Origin of the sequence: Sinorhizobium medicae, assembly GCF_007827695.1 — a bacterium.
GTDB classification, from domain to species: domain Bacteria; phylum Pseudomonadota; class Alphaproteobacteria; order Rhizobiales; family Rhizobiaceae; genus Sinorhizobium; species Sinorhizobium medicae.
On record NZ_VITA01000017.1, the window covers coordinates 68,447 to 84,482 of the forward strand.

General features: G+C 57.7%; 18 protein-coding genes. 12 read left to right on the plus strand and 6 right to left on the minus strand.

Annotation, left to right across the window (positions count from 1 at the left end; all coding sequences use genetic code 11):
• Nucleotides 1–10 precede the first annotated feature (10 nt).
• From FB009_RS24595 to exoP, 8 genes are all read left to right on the plus strand, one after another.
• Nucleotides 11–1,123 (plus strand): acyltransferase family protein, encoded by a 1,113-nt coding sequence (locus FB009_RS24595; protein WP_101804634.1) that lies wholly within the window; start codon nt 11–13, stop codon nt 1,121–1,123.
• Between the two features lie 5 nt (nt 1,124–1,128).
• Entirely contained in the window at nt 1,129–1,938 is an 810-nt protein-coding gene (exoK, locus tag FB009_RS24600) for an endo-1,3-1,4-beta-glycanase ExoK (RefSeq protein WP_101804633.1), read from the plus strand.
• A gap of 94 nt (nt 1,939–2,032) precedes the next feature.
• Nucleotides 2,033–3,241 (plus strand): glycosyltransferase family protein, encoded by a 1,209-nt coding sequence (locus tag FB009_RS24605; RefSeq protein WP_127581680.1) that lies wholly within the window; start codon nt 2,033–2,035, stop codon nt 3,239–3,241.
• Nucleotides 3,238–4,230: a succinoglycan biosynthesis glycosyltransferase ExoA gene (gene exoA, locus FB009_RS24610; protein WP_024311875.1), complete on the plus strand. Its 993-nt coding sequence runs from the start codon at nt 3,238–3,240 to the stop codon at nt 4,228–4,230. Before FB009_RS24605 ends, exoA begins: the two co-directional genes overlap by 4 nt.
• Complete coding sequence (locus FB009_RS24615) at nt 4,230–5,159, plus strand: glycosyltransferase family 2 protein (RefSeq protein ID WP_028053592.1); 930 nt, start codon at nt 4,230–4,232, stop codon at nt 5,157–5,159. Before exoA ends, FB009_RS24615 begins: the two co-directional genes overlap by 1 nt.
• Nucleotides 5,156–6,178 carry a glycosyltransferase family 2 protein gene (locus FB009_RS24620; protein WP_018012142.1) on the plus strand — a complete coding sequence of 341 codons (1,023 nt, stop codon included), beginning with the start codon at nt 5,156–5,158 and terminating at the stop codon, nt 6,176–6,178. Before FB009_RS24615 ends, FB009_RS24620 begins: the two co-directional genes overlap by 4 nt.
• 4 nt (nt 6,179–6,182) lie before the next feature.
• Nucleotides 6,183–7,088, plus strand: a complete 906-nt coding sequence (locus FB009_RS24625; RefSeq protein ID WP_018012143.1) for a UTP--glucose-1-phosphate uridylyltransferase — start codon at nt 6,183–6,185, stop codon at nt 7,086–7,088.
• 143 nt (nt 7,089–7,231) lie between these two features.
• On the plus strand, nt 7,232–9,598 hold the full coding sequence (exoP, locus tag FB009_RS24630) for a succinoglycan biosynthesis transport protein ExoP (protein ID WP_101777459.1): 2,367 nt from the start codon (nt 7,232–7,234) through the stop codon (nt 9,596–9,598).
• A 58-nt stretch (nt 9,599–9,656) separates the two neighbouring features.
• Here exoP and thiD read toward each other — a convergent pair whose 3' ends face one another.
• Nucleotides 9,657–10,457 carry a bifunctional hydroxymethylpyrimidine kinase/phosphomethylpyrimidine kinase gene (thiD, locus tag FB009_RS24635; protein ID WP_101804631.1) on the minus strand — a complete coding sequence of 267 codons (801 nt, stop codon included), beginning with the start codon at nt 10,455–10,457 and terminating at the stop codon, nt 9,657–9,659.
• Nucleotides 10,458–10,826: 369 nt separating this feature from the next.
• On the opposite strand from thiD, the gene FB009_RS24640 reads away from it, so the two are divergent.
• From FB009_RS24640 to FB009_RS24660, 4 genes are all read left to right on the plus strand, one after another.
• Complete coding sequence (locus FB009_RS24640; protein WP_145162015.1) at nt 10,827–12,194, plus strand: DUF6538 domain-containing protein; 1,368 nt, start codon at nt 10,827–10,829, stop codon at nt 12,192–12,194.
• Nucleotides 12,195–12,497: 303 nt separating this feature from the next.
• On the plus strand, nt 12,498–12,923 hold the full coding sequence (locus FB009_RS24645) for a hypothetical protein (protein ID WP_145162018.1): 426 nt from the start codon (nt 12,498–12,500) through the stop codon (nt 12,921–12,923).
• Nucleotides 12,924–13,596: 673 nt separating this feature from the next.
• Nucleotides 13,597–13,818 (plus strand): hypothetical protein, encoded by a 222-nt coding sequence (locus FB009_RS24655; protein WP_145162021.1) that lies wholly within the window; start codon nt 13,597–13,599, stop codon nt 13,816–13,818.
• An 18-nt stretch (nt 13,819–13,836) separates the two neighbouring features.
• On the plus strand, nt 13,837–14,250 hold the full coding sequence (locus FB009_RS24660; RefSeq protein ID WP_145162024.1) for a hypothetical protein: 414 nt from the start codon (nt 13,837–13,839) through the stop codon (nt 14,248–14,250).
• A gap of 36 nt (nt 14,251–14,286) precedes the next feature.
• Here FB009_RS24660 and FB009_RS24665 read toward each other — a convergent pair whose 3' ends face one another.
• The 5 genes from FB009_RS24665 to FB009_RS24685 all read right to left on the minus strand — a co-directional run bounded on the left by FB009_RS24665 (nt 14,287) and on the right by FB009_RS24685 (nt 15,914).
• Nucleotides 14,287–14,565 (minus strand): hypothetical protein, encoded by a 279-nt coding sequence (locus FB009_RS24665; protein ID WP_145162026.1) that lies wholly within the window; start codon nt 14,563–14,565, stop codon nt 14,287–14,289.
• An 82-nt stretch (nt 14,566–14,647) separates the two neighbouring features.
• Nucleotides 14,648–14,854, minus strand: a complete 207-nt coding sequence (locus tag FB009_RS24670; RefSeq protein WP_145162029.1) for a hypothetical protein — start codon at nt 14,852–14,854, stop codon at nt 14,648–14,650.
• A gap of 15 nt (nt 14,855–14,869) precedes the next feature.
• Nucleotides 14,870–15,241, minus strand: coding sequence for a hypothetical protein (locus tag FB009_RS24675; protein WP_145162031.1), 372 nt, complete (start codon nt 15,239–15,241; stop codon nt 14,870–14,872).
• A 131-nt stretch (nt 15,242–15,372) separates the two neighbouring features.
• Nucleotides 15,373–15,699 (minus strand): hypothetical protein, encoded by a 327-nt coding sequence (locus tag FB009_RS24680; protein ID WP_145162034.1) that lies wholly within the window; start codon nt 15,697–15,699, stop codon nt 15,373–15,375.
• An 8-nt stretch (nt 15,700–15,707) separates the two neighbouring features.
• On the minus strand, nt 15,708–15,914 hold the full coding sequence (locus FB009_RS24685; protein ID WP_145162037.1) for a hypothetical protein: 207 nt from the start codon (nt 15,912–15,914) through the stop codon (nt 15,708–15,710).
• Nucleotides 15,915–16,036: the final 122 nt, after the last annotated feature.

Below are 16,036 nucleotides of genomic sequence, written 5' to 3' on the forward strand. Positions count from 1 at the left end.
AATCGTGAGTATGGACGCGAATGTCTCGGCGCGCATCAACCTGATGCGTATTCTGCTGATCTCCGGCATCGTATTCGTGCACGTCCCGTACAATCCGCAGTGGAGCCCATTTCTGGGCAACTACGGCATGCTGGACTGGATTCGCGTCTTCCTCGGCGAAAGCCTGTTCCGGATCGGTGTTCCCTGCCTGAGCGCGATCTCCGGCTATCTCCTGTTTCGGCGTGGCCTTGCCGGTTTCGACTATTGGAAGACACTGAAGACCAAGGCGCGGACCGTTCTCCTGCCGTTCCTTATCTGGAGCGGCTCCTTTTTTGTGGTGGTCTATGCCATCCAATACCAGGGCGTCGGCTTCGGCTATCTGCCAGACACAATCAGTGCGACGCCGCGCCAGTGGCTGAGCATGGCCTTCGCGCTCGAGGCAACGCCCGTCAACCTGCCACTGTATTTCCTGCGCGACCTCATGCTCTGTGTCCTGCTTTCGCCCATTCTGGCGTTGCTGGTGAGCCGTTATCCGCGCGTGACGCTGCTTGCTCTGCTCGCCTATGCGATCCTGCCGCTGCCAAACGGGATTTTTCTCAAGAAGTCCATTTTGTTCGGCTTCTCGGCAGGCATCTATGCGAGCCTGCATGGCGTGAACATCAAAGCGCTTGATCGCTATGCCGGGCCGATCGCGGCCGGATTCCTGGCGATAGCCGTCGCGATCGCCGTCGGCCTCTATTACACCGGTCCGGATTTCCCGCTGTGGCTCGACATGGCGCTCCGCCTGACGTCGATTGCCGGTATCATCGGCTCCTGGGCAATTTCGCAACTGCTCGTTCGTACGCGCCTCGGCGGCAGGTTGGGGCGCGGAAGCGGGCTAAGCTTCTGGATCTTCTGCGGTCACTATCCGTTGCTCGTCCTGTTCTGGATGATCTGGAACCGCACCGGGCTCAGCTACTACCCACTCTTCTACTTCTCCGCGCCGCTCATCGCGATTGCGATCCTCGTCGCGTCTCACAATCTCGTACAGCGCCTGGCGCCGGACCTGCTTGCAGTGCTTACCGGCAGCCGGACGGGTGCGAAACGAATACCCGTGCCGGCGCCGCAAGGCGCGCAAGCTGGCTATTCGCCACAGCAAAGGTAACAACCATGACAAACGATCGCTATACACGCATCGCCCGTCTCGCCTTCATCGCAACGCTTCCGTTCGTTGGGCTTGTCAGTGCCGCCGCGGCGCAGGAAGGCGCCAACGGCACCTCCTTCAAGGACGATTTCGACAGTCTCGATACGCGCATCTGGTACGTCTCGGACGGATGGAACAATGGCGGGCACCAGAATTGCACTTGGTCGAAGAAACAGGTGAAAACGGTCGATGGCATTCTGGAGCTGACCTTCCAGGAGAAGAAGGTAAAGGACCGCAATTTCGCCTGCGGGGAAGTCCAGACGCGCAAGCGCTTCGGCTACGGCACCTATGAGGCGAGAATAAAGGCGGCCGACGGCTCCGGGCTGAACTCCGCCTTCTTCACCTATATCGGCCCGGCCGACAAGAAGCCGCATGATGAAATCGATTTCGAGGTACTCGGAAAGAATACGGCGAAGGTCCAGATCAACCAGTATGTGTCGGCGACCGGCGGCAACGAATTCCTCGCCGATGTTCCGGGCGGCGCCAATCAGGGTTTCAACGATTACGCCTTCGTCTGGGAGAAGAACCGCATCCGCTACTACGTCAATGGCGAACTGGTTCACGAAGTAACCGATCCGGCGAAAATCCCGGTCAACGCCCAGAAAATCTTCTTCAGCCTCTGGGGGACAGACACGCTCACCGACTGGATGGGTACCTTCTCCTACAAGGAGCCGACGAAACTGCAGGTCGATCGCGTCGCTTTCACGGCAGCCGGCGACAAATGTCACTTCGCCGAGTCGGTGGCTTGCCAGCTCGAGCGGGCAGCGTCCGAATAAACGCTCGTCGCCAGGTAATTTATTCAAATTGTTGCAGTGCACAAAGAATTGAACTAAGCTCGGCCTCGGGCTGGGCAAGAAAACGGACGTTTTCATGCTGCAGATACTCTATCTGGCACAGGATCTTGCCGATCCCGCAGTGCGCCGGAGAACCCTCACTCTCGTCACGGGCGGAGCACGCGTGGCGCTCGCCGGTTTCCGCCGCGGCGCCAATCCGCTCGCAGCCATCGACGGCGTCGAGCCCATCGAACTTGGGACCACCGCCGACGGCCGTTTCGGCCAGCGGATCGGTGCCGTCGTCCGCGCTTGCATGTCTCTGAAAAGCAGGCTCGCACACGTTCCCAAGCCCGACTTGATCATCGCGCGCAACCTGGAGATGCTTGCACTAGCAAGGAGGGCAGTCGCCGTTTTCGGCGGCACGGTTCCGATCGTTTACGAATGCCTGGACATTCATCGCCTAATGCTTCGCCAAGACATGGTCGGACGGACTTTGCGAGCGGCCGAAGGCCAGCTCGGCAAGGACGTTCGCTTGCTGATCACCAGCTCCCCGGCCTTCGTCGAGCACTATTTTCGCCCCATTTCCAGCATCGGCGCTCCGCCAATGCTGCTTGAAAACAAGGTTCTTGAACTCGATGGCATCTCCGAACCTAAAGCCGCACCGCCGGTATGCCCTGCGCCCGGTGCGCCTTGGAAGATCGGCTGGTTCGGGGCGTTGCGCTGCCGGAGGTCACTCGCACTTCTGGCCGAGTTCTCGCGCAGGATGAACGGCCGCTTCGAGGTCGTTCTGCGCGGCCGGCCAGCCTACTCCGAGTTCGAGGATTTCGACGGCTTCGTTACGAACGAGCCCTTCATGCGTTTCGCAGGCGCCTATCGCAACCCAGAAGACCTCGCAGATATCTATGGCGAGGTCCATTTCACCTGGGCGATCGACTTCTTCGAGGAAGGCCAGAATTCTGCCTGGCTGCTGCCGAACCGTCTCTATGAAGGCTGCCGCCACGGCCGAGTTCCCATCTCCATGAAAGGGACGGAGACTGCTCGTTTCCTATCCGTGCGGGGCATCGGTCTCGTTCTTGAAGAAGCCGACGCCGACAGCCTCGACACAGTCCTCGGCTCGCTGTCTCCGCAGAGCTATGCCGACGCCACAGAACGCATCAACCGCTGCGATCCCGGATCCTGGATATTCAGCCGCGCCGATTGCGAAGCCCTGGTGCGGCAACTGGCGGCGCTTACCGTGGAGACGCGGCAGCACGTTCCCATAGTCGCGACGGCGGGGGCCCGCCACAACGAAGGTGGTTTCTTATGAACTCCGAAGAACTGACATCCACGTCGAGCCTTATCGTCATACCGTGCCTCGACGAAGCTTCGCATATCGAGGCGCTGATCGAAAAGCTGCGTCCGGCGCTCACGCCTTTGAACGCGCAGATCGTCATTGCCGACGGCGGCAGCACCGACGGGACGCGCGATATCGCCCGCCGTCTGGCTACAGAGGATCCGCGGGTGCTCTTCCTCGACAATCCGAAGCGCATACAGAGCGCTGCAATCAATCGTGCCGTTGCGGAACTGGGTGCCGACAGCGACTACCTGATCCGCATCGACGCCCATGGCACCTACCCGGACGATTATTGCGAACGGCTCGTCGAGGATGCACTGGCGACCGGCGCGGATTCGGTTGTGGTCGCCATGCAGACAGTCGGTTTCAGCACCTTCCAGAAGGCGACGGCATTCGCGCAGAACTCCAAACTCGGCAATGGCGGTTCCAAGCACCGCTCGGGCGCCGTCGGCCACTGGGCCGAACATGGCCATCATGCGCTGATGCGCATCGAAGCCTTCAAGGCTGTTGGGGGATATGACGAGTCCTTCAGCCACAATGAAGACGCGGAACTCGACTATCGGCTGGGCAAAGCGGGCTACCGGATCTGGATGACCGATAGAACCAGTATGGTTTACTACCCGCGTGCGAAGATCGTCCCTCTGTTCCGGCAATATTTCGGCTATGGCCGCGGCCGCGCAAAGAACTTTCTCAAGCATCGCGCCATGCCGGGGCTGAGGCAGATGGTGCCGCTTGCGGTCGCACCCGTCGTTTTCGGAGCGCTTCTCGCGATCGTCAACTGGATGGCCGTTTTGCCAGCCGGCGTTTGGGCAGGGGCGTGCCTTGGTTACGGCGTCTGGATGGCGCTTGGTCAGCGAAACCCCTATGGTCCGCTGGCCGCGGTTGCGGCTATGGTCATGCATCTCGCCTGGTCTGCCGGTTTCTGGCGCGAGCTCCTCGACTTTCGCCGCAGGGTGGCGTAATGGCGAGCGAAACCCTGCACATAGATATCGGCGTCTGCACGTATCGGCGGCCGGAGCTTGCCGAAACGCTTCGCTCATTGGCCTCGATGAAAGTGCCGGAGCGTACAGATATTCGCGTCATCGTCGCCGACAACGATACGGATCCGAGCGCCAGAGGTCTGGTCGAAGGCCTTCGGCCGCAAATGCCGTTCGAAATCCTCTACGTCCATTGCCCCCATTCGAACATCTCGATCGCGCGCAATTGCTGTCTCGATAACAGCACAGGAGATTTCCTCGCCTTTCTGGACGACGACGAGACGGTATCGGGCGACTGGCTGGTCCGCCTTCTGGATACCGCGCGCGGCACCGGCGCTGCCGCCGTGCTTGGCCCGGTAAAGGCGCACTATGCGGCTACGGCTCCCGGCTGGATGCGCGGCGGTGATTTCCATTCGACGCTGCCGGTCTGGGTGAAGGGAGAAATCCGCACCGGGTACACATGCAATGCGCTGCTCAAGCGCGATGCGCCCTCGCTCCTCGGCCGGCGCTTCAAGCTGGCGCTCGGCAAGAGCGGAGGCGAGGACACGGACTTCTTCGCCGGGATGCACCAGGCGGGCGGAACAATCGCCTTTTCGCCGGAAGCCTGGGTCCATGAACCGGTACCGGAAAACAGGGCATCGCTTGCCTGGCTTGCGAAGCGGCGTTTCCGTTCCGGGCAGACACATGGTCGTCTCTTGGCCGAAAAGTCGAACGGCCTGCGTCAGGCCTGGAACGTTTGTCTTGCCGGCGCCAAATCAGGCTTTTGCGCAACTGCCGCGCTTCTCTGCTTTCCTTCGGCAGCGAGGCGCTACCGGTTTGTACTTCGCGGCGTGCTGCATGCCGGCGTCATCAGCGGCCTGCTCGGACTTAAGGAAATCGAGCAATACGGCGCCCGCGAGGTGACCTCGCCATGAGCGCTCCTCTGAGCATCCCCGACGTCACATTCGTCGTTGCCGCCTACAATTCGGCAGACACGATCATGCGCGCAATCGAAAGCGCCCTGTCTCAGGAAGGCGTCACGGTCGAAGTTATCGTGGTCGACGACTGCTCTACGGACGCGACGCCGGCACTTGTGGCAGCGATCCGGGACTTGCGCGTCCGGCTGATCGCGCTCGACCGCAACCGTGGGCCCGGCGGCGCACGCAACGCCGGTATCGGGGCTGCACGCGGCAAGTGGATCGCGGTTCTCGATTCGGACGATACGGTCCGGCCGGACCGGCTCAGGCGCATGATAGAGCGAGCGGATTCGGCCGGAGCACAGATCGCGGTCGATAATATTGATGTCGTTTCGCTCGGCGGGGGCAGTCTCAGGATGTTCCCCGAAGCGCAGCTCGCCCGCATGCCGCAGCTTACACTTCCCGCTTTTATCGGGTCGAACATACTCTTTCGATCCGAGCACAATTTCGGCTACATGAAACCGGTCTTCGAGCGCCGCTTCCTCGAAAATCATGGACTTCGTTTCGACGAGACGCTCCGCATCGGCGAGGACTATATCCTGCTTGCATCGGCGCTTGCCTGTGGCGGGCGCTGCGCGGTCGAGCCCTCGGCCGGCTATATCTATCATATCCGCGAGGGCTCGATCTCGCGTGTGCTGCGGCTCGAGCATATAGACGCCATGATCGCGGCCGACGAGGCGTTTCTGCAGCGCTACGTGCTCGACGCCCAGGCACAGGAAATGCAGCGCAAACGTATGCGCGGCTTCCGTCAGGCTCGCTCCTTTCTGGTCCTCGTCGATCAGTTGAAAAAGAGATCGTTGGCCGGCGCGTTCAAAACCGCACTGGCCGACCCGCTCGCACTCCGGCATCTCGGCATGCCGATTGCTGCCCGATTGCGCCGCCTTGCCGCGCGATTGCTGCATCCGCCGTCCCATGCCCCCATGACGGCGGTGGAACGATCGCCGTTGGGCGACGACCCCCACACAAGCAAAGGATGATTCAATGAACCGTGTCAGGACCGTCAGAAAAGCAGTTATTCCTGTTGCCGGCAACGGGACCAGGTTCCTTCCCGCGACAAAGGCAGTACCGAAGGAAATGTTGACGATCGTCGACCGGCCGGTGGTTCAATATGCCGTGGACGAGGCCCGCCAGGCCGGGATCGAGCATATTGTCTTCGTCACCAGCCGGAACAAGCAGGTGATCGAGGATCATTTCGACGACGCGCCGGAGCTCATCTCTTCGCTTTCGCGCTCCGGCAAGAAAGCTCAGATTTCCGAACTCGAAGCCATGCTTCCGGCAGCAGGTTCGGTCAGCTTTACGCGCCAGCAAGCCCCGCTCGGCCTCGGACATGCGGTGTGGTGCGCGCGCGACCTGATCGGCGACGAGCCCTTCGCACTTCTGCTGCCGGACATGGTCTCGTTCGGCGCGCGCGGTTGCCTTGCCGGCCTCATGGACCTTTACAACGAAGCCGGCGGCAATGTCGTCGGTGTCGAGCAATGTGCGCCCGAGGAAGCGTCGAAGTACGGGATCGTCGGCAAGGGGGAGACGGCCCGGCACGGTTTCGCCGTGACCGAGATGGTCGAAAAGCCCGCCGCCGGAAAGGCACCGTCCAACTACTATCTCAATGGCCGCTACATCCTGCAGCCGGAAATCTTCTCGATCCTGGCACACCAGACGCGCGGCGCCGGCAACGAAATCCAGCTGACCGATGGCATGCTGACGCTTTCGCAGTCGCAGTCCTTCCACGCGCATCCCTATGAAGGCCGTACCTTCGATTGTGGCGCGAAGCAGGGCTTCATCGAGGCCAACGTCGCCTTCGCACTTGCGCGTGCGGATATAGGCGACCTCGTTTTTGAATCCGTCCGCGACATGGTTCTGTCTCACGAAAGCCGCATCCGCGCGGCATAAACGGCGGCTTCCGACGGTTCTTGCATGGTGCTCAGAAGCGCACAGCAGTCTGAGCAACATGCAGAAGCAACATCGTAAAGCGCGCAACGTGAACTCTATCGACGCGCTCTGAGAGACCGCCGGTACAAGGACCGGAAAAGCAGATGAACAGAACGGCCCCCATGAAACAAAGAAGCGTTCCATTGAGCAGCATCATGCCCAGCGAAGAACAGTCCGACGGCTTTATCGACCTTGACCGGCTTGTAGCCGCCGTCTTCCGTCGCGCCCGGCTCGTGACCGCATTCGTCGTTCTCTTCATCGCACTGGGGGCCGCTTATCTCCTGTTTGCCACGCCCTATTACACGTCGATGACGCAGATCCTTCTCGACGAGAACCTGTCCAAATACGCCGAAGAGGAGCCTGTCCCGGTAAACAGCCAGATGCTGGATACGCAGATCGCAAGTGCGGTCGAAATCCTCAAGTCGGGCGAACTCGCGCTTCGCGTCGTCGACAAGCTCAAGCTTTCGGAAAACGAAACCATCCTCAATCCGCCGCGCTCGCCCGTCGACGTCGTGAAGGAATGGCTGAAGACGGCCACCGGACTCTTTTCGGGCGGACCTGAAGTAACCGAGGCGGCAGCGCGCAACGGCCGGCGGCAGAAAGCTGCCGCGATCATCCAGCAGTCGCTTGCGGTCGAGCGTGTTTCGCGAAGCTCGGTCGTCGCCGTGGCTTTTCGCTCGAGCGATCCGGTGCTTGCGGCGACCATCGCGCGTGGATATGCCAGCGCATATCTGACAGACCAGCTGAACGCCAATTTCGAAGCTACGGAACGCGCATCCGTCTGGCTGCAGGAACGGCTTACGGATCTTCAGCAACGCTCGCAGGCCGCCGCGCTGGAAGTCGCACACTACAGGGCCGAGAACGGTTTGACGGCTGCGCGGGGCGAGTTGATGTCCGAGCAGCAAATGGCCGACCTCAACAGCCAGCTCATCGTTGCCCAGGCCGACACGGCAAGTGCCTCCGCCCGCTACAATCAGTACAAGTCGATCGTCGACCAGGGGCCGGAAAACGCAGTGAAGAACGCCACCATCTCCTCGAAGGAGGGTGACAATTCGGTAATCCGCGACCTGAGGACGCGCTATCTCACCGTCGGTAAGCGCGAGCGCGAAGTCTCCGACAATTTCGGCGCCGACCACCCGCAAGCGGTATCGCTCCGCACCGAACAGGAGGATGTGGCCCGTCAGATCTACCAGGAACTGCAGCAGCTCACTGCAAGCTATAAGAACGAATACGAGGTCGCTCAGTCGCGCGAGGCATCGCTCAGGAAAAGCATCCAGGGGATTGCCGGCAAAACCTCCGACTCGAGCGAGCAACTCGTGCAATTGAGAGAGCTGGAACAGAAAGCCGCGGCCCTGAAGACGCTCTACGAGTCTTATCTCGGACGCTACGAACAGGCGACTCAGCAGCAAACCTTCCCGATCGCCAAGGCTCGTGTCATTTCCGAAGCGGGCGTGCCCGTGTCACCGTCGAGCCCAAAAAAAACCATGACGCTGGCGCTTTCGGCGGTGCTCGGCCTGATGGTCGGCGGTGCATACGCGGCCTTCCTCGAATTCCGCGAACGGACCTTCCGCCTGGAGGGCGACGTACGCTCGATCCTCGGCCATCGTTCGTTCGGCTACGTTCCGCTTCTCGGCACGCGCATCAAGAAGAAGGCGCAACTCGTTCACGCACATTTCGGTTCGGTGAAGAGAGCCGACGAAGCGGTGGACAATACGATGCCGTTCCAGCGATTGTCGCGCATCGTGGTCGATGCGCCGCGGTCGACCTTCGCGGAGACCTTTCGCAACGCCAAGCTTGCCTGCGACCAGATGCTGGCGGGCAGTGAAAGCCGCGTGATCGCCATCGCATCGGCCCTTCCGGATGAGGGGAAATCGATCATTGCCGCAAACTTCGCCGCGCTTCTGGCCGCGAGCGGCAAGCGGACCCTGCTCATCGATGCCGACATACGCAAGCCTGGCCTGACGCAGATGATTACGCCTGCCCCGCGCACCGGGCTGGTGGAAACGCTGACCGGAGAAGCCACCTGGCCCGCCGGGATCAAGGTGGACCAGCGTACGAAACTGGCAATCCTTCCGGCCGGCGGTGCATCGCACCAGCGCCACCAGAGTAACGAGTTGCTTGCCTCGCCGGGCATGGCGAACCTGATCGAGAACGCGCGCAACGCCTTCGACTATGTCGTCGTCGACCTTGCGGCGCTCGCCCCCGTCGTTGACGCGAAAGCCTTCGCGCCGCTGGCCGACGGCATCCTCTTCGTGGTCGAGTGGGGAAGAACGCCTTCGCGCCTCGTGCGCGATCTGCTCAACTCGGAACCGCTGATCAATTCGAAAGTGCTGGGCGTGATCCTCAACAAGACGGACATGAACGAGCTGGGCAAATACAGCGATTTCGACGGTGCCGAAAAGTACCGCCACCGCTACGGCAAATACTACATAGAAAACAGTTTCACGGACAATCAGAACACCGCCGCTTGATCAAAGCGCAGTGCTCGCCTGAGGGTAGCCGACGCGCGGGTGCTTGGGTCTGCTCACACTAATCCTCCCACCAGTGGTGGAAATGGTGGACTGGCCCCCGCCCCTGCCCGATCTTCAATCGGCCGGACGCGGAAATTGCGGCATGCAGATAGGTTTTGGCGGCGTTTGCCGCTTCGACCAGCGGCGCACCTCTTGCAAGGCCGGCGGCAATTGCCGCCGACAGGGTGCAGCCGGTGCCATGGTCGTTCCGCGTCTCGACCCTTGCCGCCGGAAGACGGACAAGGGTCTCTCCGTCGAAGAAGAGGTCGGTTGCCTGGTCGTTCTTCAGGTGTCCGCCCTTGACCAGCACCGAATGTGCACCCGACCGCATGATCGCTTCCGCCTGGCGCCCCATCTCCGCCTCGTCCTCGGCAACCGCGCGCCCCGTTATGAGTGCGGCCTCGGCGAGATTGGGCGTGGCGACGATCGCCAGCGGCAGCAACTCGTCTATGAGCGCGGCAACGGCGTCCGACCGAAGAAGCGTGTCGCCGGAAGTCGCAACCATCACCGGATCGACGACGGCCAGCTTCCCGAACCGGCGCAATCCATCGGCGATGGCGGCAATCGTTTCCCGACGCGAGACCATGCCGATCTTCACGGCGCCCACATCGAGATCGGAGAAGACGGCGTCGATCTGAGCGGACACGATCTCGGCGGAAACATCTTCGACCGCAGAAACGCCTTTGGTGTTCTGGGCCGTGATCGCGGTGATCACGCTGGCGCCGTAGACGCCGAGCGCAGAAAAGGTCTTGAGATCCGCCTGAATGCCGGCGCCTCCGCCCGAATCCGATCCGGCGATGGTAAGAGCGATCGCCGTCACGCCCGTCCATCCTTTTTACGAGAATGCGTCACGCTTGCTTTGAGTAGAGGGGGAAAGGACGGCATCGATCGGTCTCCGGACGGGATATCAAGAAACCCAGGCTGAGCGACGAAAGGCGAACTTGCCGCGGGCGGCCCTCAATCCGTTCCTACGCCGGCATGACCCGGATCAGGTCGGTCAAATGGCACAAAAACTCAATAGACTCAACGCTTATCAGCACTTTGCTACATTCTTGCTACATCGATTGCTACATTCGCCACAAGCACAACGAAAGTTGAAATGAAATGAAATTCCTAAAAAGTGTAGCAACGTAGTTTTTTATTGTTGACTCCACTTCTGGCACAATGTAGATCAAAGGATATTGTAAACATGTCAACAAAATTCAAAATGAAAGTAAATAAAAAGGTTCCATACACAGTTATCAGAGACGGCATTTATACATTCCGCATCGCAGTACCGAAGCATCTTCGGGAAAAATACCGAGACCCGGAAACGGGCAAGCCACGCACCCAAATTTGGGAAACGCTGGATACAAGAGACCCCGACGAAGCTATCAGCAAAGTCGGTCCCGCTCTGTCCAAGTGGCGACGTCAATTCAAGTCGGAAACCATTCCGGCTGATGAAATTTCCTATCCAACTTTACAGCAGACGGCGGCAAGCTTTGCCGCACCATTCACCTACGCATACGCGGGGGACTTCCTGTCTGCATCCATCGAACATTCAATTCATATGTACAACGAGAGATACGAAGCAAAGAATATGATGAGCAATTTAAACAAACGACAGGTCGCGGCAATTGTCGGCGCGACGGAAACCCCTGCCCTTACCTTCAAGGACGCGTTCGACCGGTTCAAGCAGATTTGCCCGGATAAGGTGTTGGGCAAAGACCCGCTCGAAACCAAGCGCTTTTGGCGGCGGTATGAAGAAGCAATTGAGGACTTTGCCGAAGAAATGGGCGAAGACGTGGATTGCCTGAAGATCGACAATGTCCTTGCCACCGAATACCGGAGCAAGCTTGTTGAACGGCTTGGCGAAGGCGAATTCAAGGCGGATGCAGCCAACAAAAAAATGATGTGGCTGAAGATCATCCTTGATGAGGTTTTCCGCGTCGATCACCCCGGCACACACAATCCCTTAAAAGACTTGAAGAACATCAGGGAAGACGACGCCGAAAAGCGCCCCTCGTTCACTGAAGCCGACGTGAAGGCGATACGGGCGAAGCTCGAAACATCGGGCATGTCGGACGAAGCGAAGGCAATTATCTTGATTGGCGAAAGCACGGGTTGCGGTGCCAAGGAACTGGCATGGCTCACGGCTTCGGATATCCATCTGGACGCACCTATTCCGTATATCAGCATCGGCAAAAACGCTCTTCGCAAGAAGGTAAAAACCGGTGGCGATAGACACAGAGACATTCCGCTTGTTGGCGATGCTCTTGAGGCGATCAAGGCATTCCCTGAAGGCTTCACGCGGTTCCATCATCCACGCGGACCAAGGCAGATAAACCGCGCGATGTCCGAGTTTTTCCGGAAGGTGACACCGTCAAAAGGACACTACAGCTACCGCCATAGAATGGCTGATTTGCTGAAGAACTCGAAGTGCGATCTTGGGATTCGCTCGTCTATTACGGGTCATAAGATCAAGGGACATGCCACATATTACGGTGGCGAATATGACCTTAAATTGAAAAAAGAGGCGATGGACATCGCACTGGAACACGCCAAAACAAGAGACTGACACGATAGCGGCAACACATATGGCTGAAGCGAAATAGGCGGCGCAAATGCCGCCCTCCTCTATAAAATGAAGGAAGCCATATCCGGCAAGGATATGGACATTGAAAGAACCGAAATTCACATACGAAAAGCTAATTGAAAATCATGATCTTCGCGCAGATTTCTTCGCCTTCATTGACGAACAAAGGGAGTTGGCGCGAAAGGCAGGTTTCCGAGACGCGGTGAGATTACACAACATAAATGCGAAGCGTATCGCCGAAGATTTGGCGCAATACGACTAAATCGAAACAGGGAGAACCGGAACATGCGCACACTCGTACCGCTTTTCTTTTTATTAGGAACCGCTTGGTTCGCAGTTCAGCTTTTCGGATACACTGGCGTCCTGTTGATGGCTGTCGGTCTGGCGGCACTATGGTTGGTCGTACAGATCGGCGGCTTAGCCGTGCTCGCCTACTTCCGATGGGAGGACTTCTTTAAGCGGGTTGCCGTCGCCATCGGCTACGCGTTCGCTTATGCCGTCGCCGGAACCATCGTCTCATTCTATCTAACGATGTTCTTGGGCATAGCCGGATGGGGACCGGCGCTTATGTTTCTGAACAGCCCTGCCGGGGATGCGATCATGTATGGTTGGTTCGGTGTACTCTTCGCCGGATCATTCGTCATCACTTGGATTCGGAAGGATCGTAAGCAAGCGGCTGATTTCGAGACGGGGAACCAACCAACCGCGTGACGTGGCATGATCAGCGAACACGATAAGCTCCCGGCTCGGAATCTCATCGCAAGCGCACTCCATTAACGCGAATGCTTGTCTCACCACTCGTAACGGTATAGACCTCGCAAGGTAAATACCCTAATTTTATAGGGGTGAGACGTTGCGGGAGCCTATGTCAGGTTGGAGGCGGTGTTAATTGATCACGCTATCGTACGGAACTCTTGCGTTGTGTCTCCTTGGCACGGCGCTGTTGACGGCAATTCTCTTCAGTCAGCGCAACAGGAAGAAGCACAAGGCAATCCAAGAACGACTTAAGGCGCTTTCCGAAGAGCTATCCAAAAGCAGGGCTCAGGTTGAAAGGCAAAACGAACGGTATGCCCTTTTGTCCAAGGTCGCGGAGGAAAGGCTCCACGTCATTGATGAGTGTCACAACACCATTACCGACTTGGAGAACAGCAGTAGGTTGTTGAGGAACGACACCTGAACCGCTTCCCGTGTACCGCACAAGCTCCCGGTTTTGGGGGCTTTTTTGTTGCTCAGAGTAAAAGTTGAAATTAAACGAAATTCCTTCAAATAGAACTTGTTTTGACTACAAGTTATTTGTTGACGTTGCCTGTTGACGAGCGTTTTCTTCTGCGGTATTCGTCCAATTATTCGAACGACCCCCCACACATTTAAGGAGATTTTATCAATGCTTATTGAAAGCAAAATTCGTCGCGAATTGTCCAAGAATGGCTACCGCCTGACCAAGACCCCTCCCCGCCATTGGTCGCGTGAATACTATGGGGTCGGCTATGAGGTTGTGGACGAAAACAAAATCGTCGTTCTTGGCTCAATCGGGCATGAATACTCGGCAACGCTTGAAGACGTTCAGGCTTGGTTGGACGACCTGAACGCCCGTAAAGCCGCGTAATCGAGAAGGACACATACCATGGCTATTACCGTAAAGATTTTGGATCACTTCACTTTTGCGTGCGCGGTTGAAGAAGGCGCGAAATCGGTCCCCGTAGAGATTATCAATTTCCCCAACGTCAACCGAGACGACCTGAACAATTTCGATGATTTCACGTCGTTCTACGAACAGCAGATGGAATTCGGCACTTGCGACACGGACATCCAAACTGCCCGCGACCAATTCGAAATGGATCGGGACACGTGTGATGTGATCGAAACAGCGATTGCATTTGACGATAACGGATACATGTCGATTGACGATGATCTTCAAGAATTCGTCATGGACTTGATCGAGGACACAAGGGAGGATCACCCTTGGATGGATGACGACGCGATAATGTCGTTCCTCGACAAAGACATGCCAAAGGGTGCGAATATCGCAGTCCATTGAGAACGAACCCCAGGAAAGGATAACCGGGGTTTTTGATCAATCCGTTACCAGCGCAACCAATTTTCGCTCAACGACACAAGCTTCGATCGGGCTGGTTTCTTCGTTCAGAATACGAAGCAACGTTTGCTGGTCGGGCATCCGCACCAAACAGCGGTAAATTGCCATGGCTTCATGCTCGTCGTCGGGATCAGCCTGTTTCAATTCCCGACGTTCCTCCAACGCGGCGGCTTGGCTTTCCTCAAGCGTTTCCGCGAAGTAGAGCAATTGATCATTCGGCGGTGAAATCTGATACGCGTACAAGGTCATTTCTTCCATCGGCGAAACCTCCTTCAGAATCGCGAGCGAAGGTAAAGTCCGGGTGCGGGGATTGGAAGTTGACGAATCCTACAAACGCGCTTCAATTCCAGAGTTCCGGAAAGACCTTCCGACTATGCATTTCCAGCGCCTTGCTCATATCGTCCAGCCGGTCTTTGATGCTTCCTTCCAACACGACGACCAATCCCGCGACGATGACCACCGCTGTGGTCACGGAAACATATTCACACACCAACCAAATCAGTCCCATCACCAGTGCTGCGGTGAGCGTTCTCCAAACTTGATGCACTTCGATCCCCTCGGACTATTTCGAGCACGGTTCTGCTTTGCCGTACAGCGCCTCATTGTGAAGGGAAAGGAACACCATGTCACCGAATGGAGTATCTTCAAGGAACTTATCAAAGCGTGCATCGTCCATAGTCATGCGAGCCGCCTTAATTTGCATATTTGCGCCTTCAAGCAATTGCTGAATGGTGACCTCGTATTCGCACTCCCACCAAAGATGATCTCGAACACCGGACAAGTAGTGGACCACGTTAAGACGCGCCTGTTTCTGCTCGTCAGTCGTGTCGCTATATGCGTAAATGTAATAGTCGATCTTGAAACGTGGCAAATCCTCAACCGCAAACGCGGGTGCGGCTATCATTAATGCAAGCAGGAGCGGAATCAGTCGCATGTGAACCCCCAACGTGACCGTTGATGACGCTATACAGGCTTCAACGTCGCGGCAAGGTGGTGTTTTCAGCCGGGATCGCGCCACGCGATATAGGAGACAAAGGCGCACCAAGGTCGGACCGAGCAACTTCCCTAATCCACATCGATCCCGGCAATCCGATTGTCCAGATCAGCAAGCAACTTTTCAGTGCCGCCCAAAATGACGCGGTTGCCAAGGTGGAAAACGTCAACGACCCGGCTTAGGGCTTTCCAATACACAGAAAGCAATCCAGTTGCGACCAGCACAAGAACGAAAACACCCATAGCCGCTCCGCTTTCACCCTGTCGCGCCAGCCAAACAGCGGCATATAAAGCCGGGGTAAGACAGAGGCACAGACCTATTCCACTCCACACGAGGGATAGAAAGAGGATGCCGACGATAATAAACAGCCTCAGTAAGCCCAAAAAGAATTTTTCCATATTCGCCCCTACCCGTCTTTCATCACGTGACGTAGCCGCCACGACAGGTCTTCCAAGCGCTTATCAAGCTCCGCCGTCTTGCGTTCATGGTAGAATGAGTTGGCAACACCAACCGCCCCGACGAAGGCGGCAGCAATCACCGGACCGCCGCTTTCCCCGACAAACCAAACGAAGGCCCCAAATAGAAGCGCCGTAATCCAAATCTTTATGGACATCTGTTCCCCCAAACCGGATGATGCCGATCTACTCGCAGAAATAGCGGCAAATCGACTTACCGTATAGTGATTGAAGCGGCGTATTCATTTCAATCTTTTGAAAATGCCACGCTGAACACCCT